General features: G+C 71.0%; 6 protein-coding genes. 2 read left to right on the top strand and 4 right to left on the bottom strand.

Annotated features, from left to right (window positions below; genetic code table 11):
* Window positions 1-584 (bottom strand): response regulator (locus ACWGIG_RS16340; protein WP_453322263.1); only part of this gene is annotated, 584 nt, incomplete at its 3' end.
* Between the two features lie 11 nt (window positions 585-595).
* The gene (locus ACWGIG_RS16335; protein WP_453322265.1) at window positions 596-4,189 is read right to left on the bottom strand and encodes a HAMP domain-containing protein; all 3,594 of its coding nucleotides are present in this window, start codon (window positions 4,187-4,189) and stop codon (window positions 596-598) included.
* Between the two features lie 228 nt (window positions 4,190-4,417).
* On the opposite strand from ACWGIG_RS16335, the gene ACWGIG_RS16330 reads away from it, so the two are divergent.
* Window positions 4,418-6,355 (top strand): SpoIIE family protein phosphatase, encoded by a 1,938-nt coding sequence (locus ACWGIG_RS16330; RefSeq protein WP_453322262.1) that lies wholly within the window; start codon window positions 4,418-4,420, stop codon window positions 6,353-6,355.
* Window positions 6,356-6,397: 42 nt separating this feature from the next.
* Window positions 6,398-7,630 (top strand): radical SAM family heme chaperone HemW, encoded by a 1,233-nt coding sequence (gene hemW / locus ACWGIG_RS16325; RefSeq protein ID WP_453322261.1) that lies wholly within the window; start codon window positions 6,398-6,400, stop codon window positions 7,628-7,630.
* A gap of 107 nt (window positions 7,631-7,737) precedes the next feature.
* On the opposite strand, the gene ACWGIG_RS16320 is transcribed toward hemW, so the two are convergent.
* Both ACWGIG_RS16320 and ACWGIG_RS16315 read right to left on the bottom strand, forming a co-directional pair.
* Entirely contained in the window at window positions 7,738-8,571 is an 834-nt protein-coding gene (locus ACWGIG_RS16320) for a DUF3097 domain-containing protein (RefSeq protein WP_453322260.1), read from the bottom strand.
* A gap of 48 nt (window positions 8,572-8,619) precedes the next feature.
* Complete coding sequence (locus tag ACWGIG_RS16315; RefSeq protein ID WP_453322259.1) at window positions 8,620-9,351, bottom strand: MBL fold metallo-hydrolase; 732 nt, start codon at window positions 9,349-9,351, stop codon at window positions 8,620-8,622.
* Window positions 9,352-9,449: the final 98 nt, after the last annotated feature.

The raw sequence follows: 9,449 nt of genomic DNA, 5'->3' as shown, positions 1-9,449 counted from the left end.
CAGCTGCCCTGACCGCGGCGCATGCCCGCCAGGGTCTCCTTCATCCGGAGCACCTGGTTCCGCAGTGGCGACGAGACGTCGGGGCCGTCCTCCATGAGGTGGCCCTCGATGTCCGCCAACTGGTCGGCGAGCAGCTCGAACTGCTGCCGCTCCTGTGTCAGCATCCGCTCCAGCTGGCGGTTCTTGCGGTGCAGTTCGAGGAAGACATTCACCTTGGCGCGCAGCACCCAGGGGTCGAACGGCTTGGTCAGGAAGTCGGCGGCCCCGGTGGCGTACCCCCGGAAGGCGTAGCCGGAGTCGCCCTCGGTGCCGGTGAGAAAGATGATCGGCACGTCTTTCGTCTGGTCGAGACGCTTGATGTTGGACGCCGTCTCGAAGCCGTCCATGCCCGGCATCCGGACGTCGAGGAGCACCAGGGCGAACTTCTGCCGCAACAGCGCCTTCATCGCCTCCTCGCCCGAACGAGCCCGTACCAACGGTTCGTTCAGCGCGCCCAGAACCGCCTCCAGTGCGATGAGATTGTCTTCCATGTCGTCCACGAGCAGGATGCTGGCGCGATCGCTCTGCGGTGCCTCAGTGGTCATCGTCTATTGCCTCACAGCGTCGGTGATGGGCCGGCAGGCTCCCCTTGAGCGTCGGCCTGTCCCGGGAGCACGGGGGCCGCAGGGGCCCCCGGAGCATCCGGGACTGTGAAACCTGCCGACGCGCAACCCGGCCGCCCCGGTTCCGTCAGTTGCCCCTCGGGGTCCAGGAGGGAACAGACGACGGAGAGCAGCCGGTCGACGTCGACCGGTTTCGGTACGTACTCGTTGGCGCCCTGGGCGATGGACTTCTCCCGGTCGCCCGGCATCGCCTTCGCGGTGAGGGCGACGATCGGCAGGTCGGTCCACCTGGGTGTGTTGCGGATGGCTTCGATGGTCTCGTACCCATCCATCTCGGGCATCATGATGTCCATCAGGACGAGTTCGACATCGGAGTTGCGTTCCAGCACCTCGATGCCCTCCCGTCCGTTCTCGGCGTACAGCACGGGCATGCCCACCCGGCCCAGTACGTGGGTGAGGGCGAAGACGTTGCGGATGTCGTCGTCGACGATCAGGACGCGGCGGCCGGGCAGTACGACTCCGGCGCGGCCGGACTTCCACTCCTCCAGCTTGGTGGTCGTGGGCCAGTCGTCGTCCTGCTCCGGCAGTGTCACGTGGTTGGCGGACAGGCGCTCCGGCGGGGTCGGCACGAGAGCGCGGACGGGCAGCTGGGGGTCGGGCTGGTCCGGGTCGATGTGTCCCGGGTAGCGCACCGGAACGTACAGGGTGAAGGTCGAGCCGCGGCCCGGCTCGCTCTCCGCGACGATCCGGCCGCCCAGCAGGCCGGCGATCTCGCGGCTGATGGACAGGCCGAGACCGGTGCCGCCGTACTTGCGGTTGGTGGTGCCGTCGGCCTGCTGGAACGCCTCGAAGATGACGGGGAGCTTCTCGGCGGCGATGCCGATTCCGGTGTCCGAGACGGCGAAGGCGATCACGTCGTGCGCACTCTTGAGGAGGTGGTTCTCCGGGTCGGCGACACGGTTGACGTGCAGTTCGACCCGGCCCGACGAGGTGAATTTGATCGCGTTGGACAGCAGGTTGCGCAGGATCTGCTGGAGGCGCTGTTCGTCGGAGAACATTTCGCGCGGCACGTCCTCGCCGACCGCCACCTCGAAGGAGAGGCCCCGGTCCAGGGTGACCGGGCGGAACGTGGCGTGGGCGTAGTCGAGGACCTTGATGAGCGGGAGCCTCTTGGGGCGCACGTCCATCCGGCCGGCCTCGATCTTGGACAGGTCGAGGATGTCGTTGATCAGCTGGAGCAGGTCCGAGCCCGAACGGTGGATGGTCGTCGCGAACTGCACCTCCTGGTCGGAGAGATGACCGTCCGGGTTGTCGGAGAGGAGGCGGGCCAGGATGAGGAGGGAGTTGAGCGGGGTGCGCAGCTCGTGCGACATGTTCGCCAGGAACTCGGACTTGTACTGCGAAGACGTGGCGAGCAGGGCCGCTTTCTCTTCGAGTTCGGCGTTGGAGCGCTGGAGTTCGGCCTGCTGTCGCTGGAGCTCGTTGGAGCGGTCCTGGAGCTGGATGGCGAGCCGCTGGGACTCGCTGAGCAGGGACTCCGTACGGGAGTTGGCAATGATGGTGTTGATGGCGACGCCGATGGTGTTCACGAACTGGTCGAAGAACGCCAGGTGGACGTCGGAGAACCGGGAGAACGACGCCAGCTCGATGACGCCGAGCAACTTGTCCTCAAAGAGGATGGGGATGATGACGACACTGGCGGGTGCTGCTTCGCCGAGACCGGAATTGATTTTGATGTAGTCCGGCGGCGCCTCCTCGACGAGGATGCGCTTCTTCTCCAGAGCGGCCTGTCGTACGAGGCCGTGTCCCGGCATGCCGTGGGTGTCGACGGTGGCGCCCTGTGCGGATCCGTATCCGGCGATGAAGGCGAGTCCGCGCTGCGGCATCGTCGCGTTGGTGGTGTGCGACGGGGTGCCGTCGGTGTCGGGGTCGGCCAGGAAGAACGCACCGAACTGCGCGTTCACCAGAGGAGTCAGTTCACGCAGGATGAGGTCGGCGACCTCCATCAGGTCGCGGTGGCCCTGCATCAGACCGGCGAGGCGGGCGAGATTGGACTCCAGCCAGTCCTTGGCGCGGGTCGTCTCGCGGAGGTTGGACACCATCAGGTTGATGTTGTCCTTCAGTTCGGAGACCTCGCCCCGGGTTTCCACCGTGATGGAGCGGGACATGTCGCCCTGGGCGACGGCGGACGCCACTTCGGCGATGGCGCGGACCTGGGTGGTCAGGTTCAGGGCGAGTTCGTTGACGTTGGTGGTGAGGCGCTTCCAGGTGCCGTACACGCCCTCGACGCGGGCCTGGCCGCCGAGCTGGCCCTCGGAGCCGACCTCGCGGGCGACGCGGGTGACCTCGGAGGAGAACGACGACAGTGTGTCCACCATGGTGTTGATGGTGGTCTTCAGCTCCAGGATCTCGCCGCGTGCGTCGACGTCGATCTTCTTGGACAGGTCGCCCTGGGCGACGGCGGTGGCGACCTGGGCGATGTTGCGGACCTGTGAGGTGAGGTTGTCCGCCATGTAGTTGACGTTGTCGGTGAGGTCCTTCCAGACGCCGCTGACGCCGAGGACCTGGGCGCGGCCTCCGAGCCTGCCGTCGGTGCCGACCTCGCGGGCCACCCGGGTGACCTCGTCGGCGAAGGCGCGCAACTGCTCCACCATCGTGTTGACGGTGTCCTTGAGCTCCAGGATCTCGCCGCGTGCGTCGACGGTGATCTTCTTGGAGAGGTCGCCGTTGGCGACGGCGGTGGTGACCTGGGCGATGTTGCGCACCTGGGACGTCAGGTTGGAAGCCATGAAGTTGACGTTGTCGGTGAGGTCTTTCCACACGCCGCTGACGCCGCGCACCTGGGCACGGCCGCCCAGCTGGCCGACGGTGCCGACTTCGCGGGCGACGCGGGTGACTTCGTCGGCGAAGGCGGAGAGCTGGTCGACCATCGTGTTGACGGTCAGTTTCAGTTCGAGGAGTTCGCCGGTCGCCTCGACGGTGACCGTACGGGTCAGGTCGCCGCGGGCCACCGCCGTCGTCACCGCCGCGATGTCGCGCACCTGGGCGGTCAGCCGGGACGCCATCATGTTGACGGCCTCCGTCACGTCCCGCCAACTGCCCGACAGGCCCTGCACCTTGGCCCGGCCGCCCAGCCGGCCCTCGGTGCCGACCTCGCGCGCCACCCGGGTCACCTCACCCGTGAAGAGGGAGAGCTGGTCGACCATCTTGTTGACCGCCCGGCCGAGACGCCGCAGGTCGCCGTGCAGCTGCCGGTTTCCGTCGTGCAGATCGACCCGCTGGGTGAGGTCGCCGCCCGCCACCGCGTCCAGCACGCGCGTGGCGTTGGCGGCGGGCACCACGAGGGCGTCCAGGAGGGCGTTCGTACTGTTGATGTTGGAGGCCCAGCCGCCCTGGCCCGGGCTCACCGCCAGGCGCTCGTCGAGCCTGCCGTGCCGCACGACTTCCCTGCGTACGCGGGCGAGTTCGGCCCCGTAGTGCTCCTTGCGGTGGGCGATCTGGTTGAAGACGGCGGTCAGTTCGGCCGGAGTCCCTTCCTGCGCCTCAAGGAGGCGCACCCGGAAGTCCCCGTCCCGCAGCGCGGTCATCGCGGCGAGGAGCGGGCGCAGCTCGGAGGCGTGCACCCAGCCCTCGCCGGGGTGCGCTCCGGAGGCGTCCCCGGCCCTGTCCCCGGTACGGGCTCCGGCGCGCGACGTGGCACGATCTTCGTTCATTGAGGCCCACTTCAGTGACTCGGTGCTTATGGGCAGGCTCAGTCTGTCACCCTGTGGTTGTCGTCAGCGGCGCATTGCGAGAACCGATACAGGAGCCGTCCTGTGGCACCCATTCCGACGCAGCGGGACAACGGCGCCCGCGCGAGAAGTCCGTGGGCCGGGAGGCACGAGATCCATTCCGAGGCCCGCACCAGTCTGCCCGGCAATCCGCTCGCGCCGTCCGCAGCACGGAAGTTCCTGCGGGCTGCCGTCGCGGACTGGTCCGGCACGCCCCTGCTGCCCGCCGACGAGGGCTTCGCCGGCCGTCTCGCCGACGACGCGGCCCTGGTCGTCAACGAACTCGTCACCAACGCCGTGGTGCACGCGGGCACCACCGTCGAACTCCTCTGCCGCATCGAGCCCGCGGGCACCACCAGCGAGACCGCCGTCCTCGTCATCGAAGTCTCCGACCACCACCCCTCCCGGGTCGTACGCAACGAACCGCAGCGCCGCGACAGGAGCGACGCCCCCGAGTACGGGCGCGGCCTCCACCTCGTCGCCGGACTCGCCGAGAGCTGGGGCGTCACCTACCGCACCGGCCTCAAGACCGTCTGGGCGGCGCTCCCGCTGGACGGCTGGCAGCCCGCCGCGGCCAACGGCCCCATGCTCACCCCCACCGCCCTCGCCTCCCACCAGGCACTCCAGCGCGGGCTGCGGGTGGCAGAGATCCTCGCCCCGCTGCCGCGCAGGCAGCTGCGCGACGAGGACCCGGACTGGATCAACCGGGGCGCGCTGTCGTTCCTCGCCGAGGCCTCCGACCTGCTGGCCGGGCAGTTCGACCAGGACATGGTGGTGGCCCTCGCCGCACAGCTGCTGGTGCCCCGGCTCGCCGACTGGTGCGCCGTATGGCTCGACCCGGAGGGCGGCGGCCCGGGGGCCGAACCGCGGCTCGCCCGGGTCTGGCACGCGCGCGAGGGATGCATGGAGGAACTGCGCACCCTGCTGGAGAAGGAGCCTCCCAAGCTGCCCGAGTCCGCCCGCGGCGGCCCCGTGGCACTGCCCTGGCCGGGCACGGCGGAGAGCTTCGGCGGCGCCGGCGCGGTGCTCGCCTGCCAGATGGTGGTGGGCGGGCGCCGGGTCGGCATCCTGATGCTCGGGAGGGCCGGGATACTGCGCATCCCCGACGAGGTGACCGGGCTCATCGAGGACTTCGTGCGCAGGGTGGCGCTGGCCGTCGGCGCCGCCCGCAGGTACACCCAGCAGGCCACCATCTCCAGCGTCCTGCAGCGGGCGCTGCTGCCCAGCCAGGTCGCCGAGATCCCCGGCCTGACCAGCGCCCTCGTCTACCAGCCGCGGGGCGAGGGGCTGGCAGGCGGCGACTTCTACGACGTCTTCCACGCGGCCGAAGGACGCTGGTGCTTCGCCCTCGGCGACGTACAGGGGAACGGGCCGGAGGCCGCCGTCGTCACCGGACTCGTGCGGCCGTGGCTGCGGCTGCTCGCACGCGAGGGCTACCAGGTGTCGGAGGTCCTCGACCGGCTCAACCGGCTGCTCCTCGACGACGCGACCGAGTCCGCGGACGCGGCGGCGCGGCTGGTGGCCGCAGCCGGCGGCCAGGAACTCCCGGACGGACCGCAGGCACGCTTCCTGTCGATGCTGTACGGAGAGCTGGAGCCGCTCCCCGAGGCGGACGGCGGCGGTGTGCGCTGCACGCTCTCCAGCGCCGGACACCCGCTGCCGCTGGTGCTGCGGCCCGACGGAGCGGTACGGGCGGCGGCGCAGCCGGGGGTCCTGCTCGGGGTGCTGGACGACGCGGCGTACGAGAGCGAGACGTTCGTGCTGGCGCCGGGGGAGGTGCTGCTGAGCGTGACCGACGGGGTGACGGAGCGGCGGTGCGGGCGGGTGATGTTCGACGACGGGGAGGGGCTGGCGGCGGAGCTGGCGGAGTGTGCGGGGCTTTCGGCGCAGGGAGTGGCGGAGAGGATCACCGGGGCGGTGCACAGGTTCGCTGCGGACCCGCCGGACGACGACATGGCGTTGCTGGTGCTGCGGGCGGAGTAGGACGGGGCGCTGCCGGGTCCCCGGAGGGCGGACAATGGGGGCATGCCTTCTGTACTGCCTGATGGTGAGCCCATGCCCGAGGACGGGGCACTGCCTCTTGACGCGTTGCGGGGGGCGGGGGAGCGGCCCCTCGGGTTCTATCTGCACGTGCCGTACTGCGCGACCCGCTGCGGGTACTGCGACTTCAACACGTACACGGCGACCGAGCTCCGCGGGTCGGGCGGAGCGCTTGCCTCGCGCGACAACTACGCGGGGACGCTGGTGGAGGAAGTGCGTCTCGCGCGCAAGGTGCTGGGCGACGATCCGCGGCCCGTTCGGACCGTCTTCGTGGGGGGCGGGACGCCCACCCTGCTGCCCGCCGCCGATCTCGTACGGATGCTGGGGGCGGTGCGGGACGAGTTCGGACTCGCGGACGACTGCGAAGTCACGACGGAGGCCAACCCCGAGTCGGTGAATCCGGCGTACCTGGCGGAACTGCGCGAGGGCGGCTTCAACCGGGTGTCGTTCGGGATGCAGAGCGCCAAGCAGCACGTGCTGAAGATCCTGGACCGTACGCACACCCCGGGGCGCCCCGAGGCGTGTGTCGCGGAGGCGCGGGCGGCCGGGTTCGACCATGTGAACCTGGACCTGATCTACGGCACGCCGGGGGAGTCCGACGCCGACTGGCAGGCGTCCCTCGACGCGGCGATCGGCGCGGGCCCCGACCATGTGAGCGCGTACGCGCTGATCGTCGAGGAGGGCACCCAGCTCGCCCGGCGGATCCGGCGCGGCGAGGTCCCGATGACGGACGACGACGTGCACGCCGACCGCTACCTGATGACGGAGACGGCGCTCTCGAAGGCCGGATTCTCCTGGTACGAGGTGTCCAACTGGGCGACCTCCGAGGCCGGCCGGTGCCTGCACAACGAGCTGTACTGGCGCGGCGCCGACTGGTGGGGCGCAGGCCCCGGGGCGCACAGCCACGTCGGCGGCGTGCGCTGGTGGAACGTCAAGCACCCCGGTGCCTACGCACAGGCGCTGGGCGACGGGAGGTCCCCCGGGGCGGGGCGCGAGGTGCTGCTCGACGAGGACCGCCGGGTCGAGCGGATCCTGCTGGAACTGCGGCTCGTCGAGGGCTGCGAGCTGTCGCTGCTGAAGCCCGCCGGGCTGGCCGCCGCGGAGAAGGCGGTAAGGGACGGCCTCCTGAAGGACGGTCCTTACGCCGAGGGCCGCGCGGTGCTCACCCTGCGCGGCCGACTGCTGGCGGACGCGGTGGTGCGGGACCTGGTGGACTGAGCACCGGGCGGGGCCGCCGCGCCACGTGGACTGCGCACCGGGCGGGGCGCCGCGCCACCGGGCCCGCGGGAACTCGCGCGGCGGCCCACCGCGGGGTCCGGCTCCGGTCAGCCCTGCGGGACGTCGCCGACCGTCACGTGGTCGATGAGCCGCTCCACCGCACCGAGCAGGGACGGCTCCAGGTCCCTGTACGTGCGGACCCGCGCCAGGATGTGCTGCCAGGCGGCGCCCGTGTTGTCCGGCCAGCCCAGCGCCCGGCACACGCCCGTCTTCCAGTCCTGGCCGTGCGGGACCCGAGGCCAGCCGGGAATGCCGACGGAGGACGGCTTCACGGCCTCCCACACGTCGATGTACGGGTGCCCGACGATCAGGACGTCGGCGTTCGTCACCTGCGCGGCGATGCGGGACTCCTTCGAGCCGGGCACCAGGTGGTCGACCAGGACGCCGAGTTTCGCGTCCGGTCCCGGGGCGAACTCGGCGACGATCGCCGGCAGGTCGTCGATGCCCTCCAGGTATTCGACGACGACGCCCTCGATGCGCAGGTCGTCGCCCCAGACCCGTTCCACCAGTTCCGCGTCGTGCCGCCCCTCGACGTAGATGCGGCCCGCCCGCGCCACGCGCGCCCGCGCGTTCGTGACGGCGACCGAACCGGAGGCCGTACGGGCGGGGCGCACGGGACCGGCCCCCGAGGGCGGCCGTACGAGCGTCACCGGCGCGCCCTCATGGAGGAAGCCGGCCGAAGTCATCGGGAACACCCGGTGTTTGCCGAAGCGGTCCTCCAGGGTGACCGTCGGACCCTCCGCCGTCTTCTCGGTGCGGATCACCGCACCGCAGAAGCCCGTCGACACCTCCTCGACCACCAGGTCGTGTTCGGCGGGGAGTTCGGGGGCGGGCGTCGACCTCTTCCAGGGCGGGGTGAAGTCGGGGCTGTAGCTGCGCATGCGTCAGACGCTACGACACCTGCCGGGGCCGCCGCCCGGGAGACTCGGTCAGGAGGCCGCGAAACGGCGTGCCAGTGCGTCGCGCTGGGCCCGTACGAACGCCGCGTCCACCACCGCACCGTGCCCCGGCACGTACACGGCGTCCTCGCCGCCCAGCGAGAGGAGCCGGTCCAGTGCCTCGGGCCACCGCCCGCCGACCGCGTCAGGGCCCGCCTGAGGCTCCCCGGACTCCTCCACCAGGTCCCCGCAGAAGACGACCTCGGGGCCGCCCCGAAGGCCCGGCACGAGGGCCACCAGGTCGTGGCCGCTGTGTGCGGGCCCCAGGTTGGCGAACAGGACGCTGCGCCCGCCGCCCAGGTCGAGGGTCCGCTCGCCGGAGACCAGGTGGTGCGGGGCGGCCAGCAGCTCCGCGGCCTCGACGGCGGCGCCGGGCGCCACCCCCTGACGCACCGCGTCGGTGGAGATCGACTCCCGCTGGGAGACGAGCAGCGTGTCCATGCCGGCGGCGGCGAACACCTCGACGCCCGCGAAGACGCCCGCCCCCAGCACATGGTCGAAGTGGGGATGGCTGAGCGCGAGATGCGTCACTCTGCGGCCGAGCAGCCGCTCGGCCTGTAGACGGATCCCGGCGCCCTCGCGCAGCGTCGACCCCGTGTCGTACAGAAGCGCCCCGTGCGCGCCCGCCACCAGGCCGACGGTCGCGTCCCAGCCCGGCAGCCGGCGCCTGCCGACGCCCGGAGCGAGACTTTCCCAGCCGGCCTCTTCCCATCGCATCTCCATACCGTGACGCTAGCGTGAGCTGCCGCCCTTGCCCGGGCAGCACTCCGCCGCCGTACACTGGCCCGGACAATCGTTGGCACTCGCACGCGGGGAGTGCC

It is taken from the genome of Streptomyces sp. NPDC054863, assembly GCF_053610825.1.
This window is presented reverse-complemented; position numbering and strand designations above follow the sequence as displayed.

What these genes read in the sequence shown, in the direction of transcription:
- hemW (WP_453322261.1), top strand. Translation starts at nt 6,398, where the DNA reads ATGCCTTCTGTACTGCCTGATGGTGAGCCCATGCCCGAGGACGGGGCA.
- ACWGIG_RS16320 (WP_453322260.1), bottom strand. Translation starts at nt 8,571, where the DNA reads ATGCGCAGCTACAGCCCCGACTTCACCCCGCCCTGGAAGAGGTCGACG.
- ACWGIG_RS16315 (WP_453322259.1), bottom strand. Translation starts at nt 9,351, where the DNA reads ATGGAGATGCGATGGGAAGAGGCCGGCTGGGAAAGTCTCGCTCCGGGC.
- ACWGIG_RS16335 (WP_453322265.1), bottom strand. Translation starts at nt 4,189, where the DNA reads ATGACCGCGCTGCGGGACGGGGACTTCCGGGTGCGCCTCCTTGAGGCG.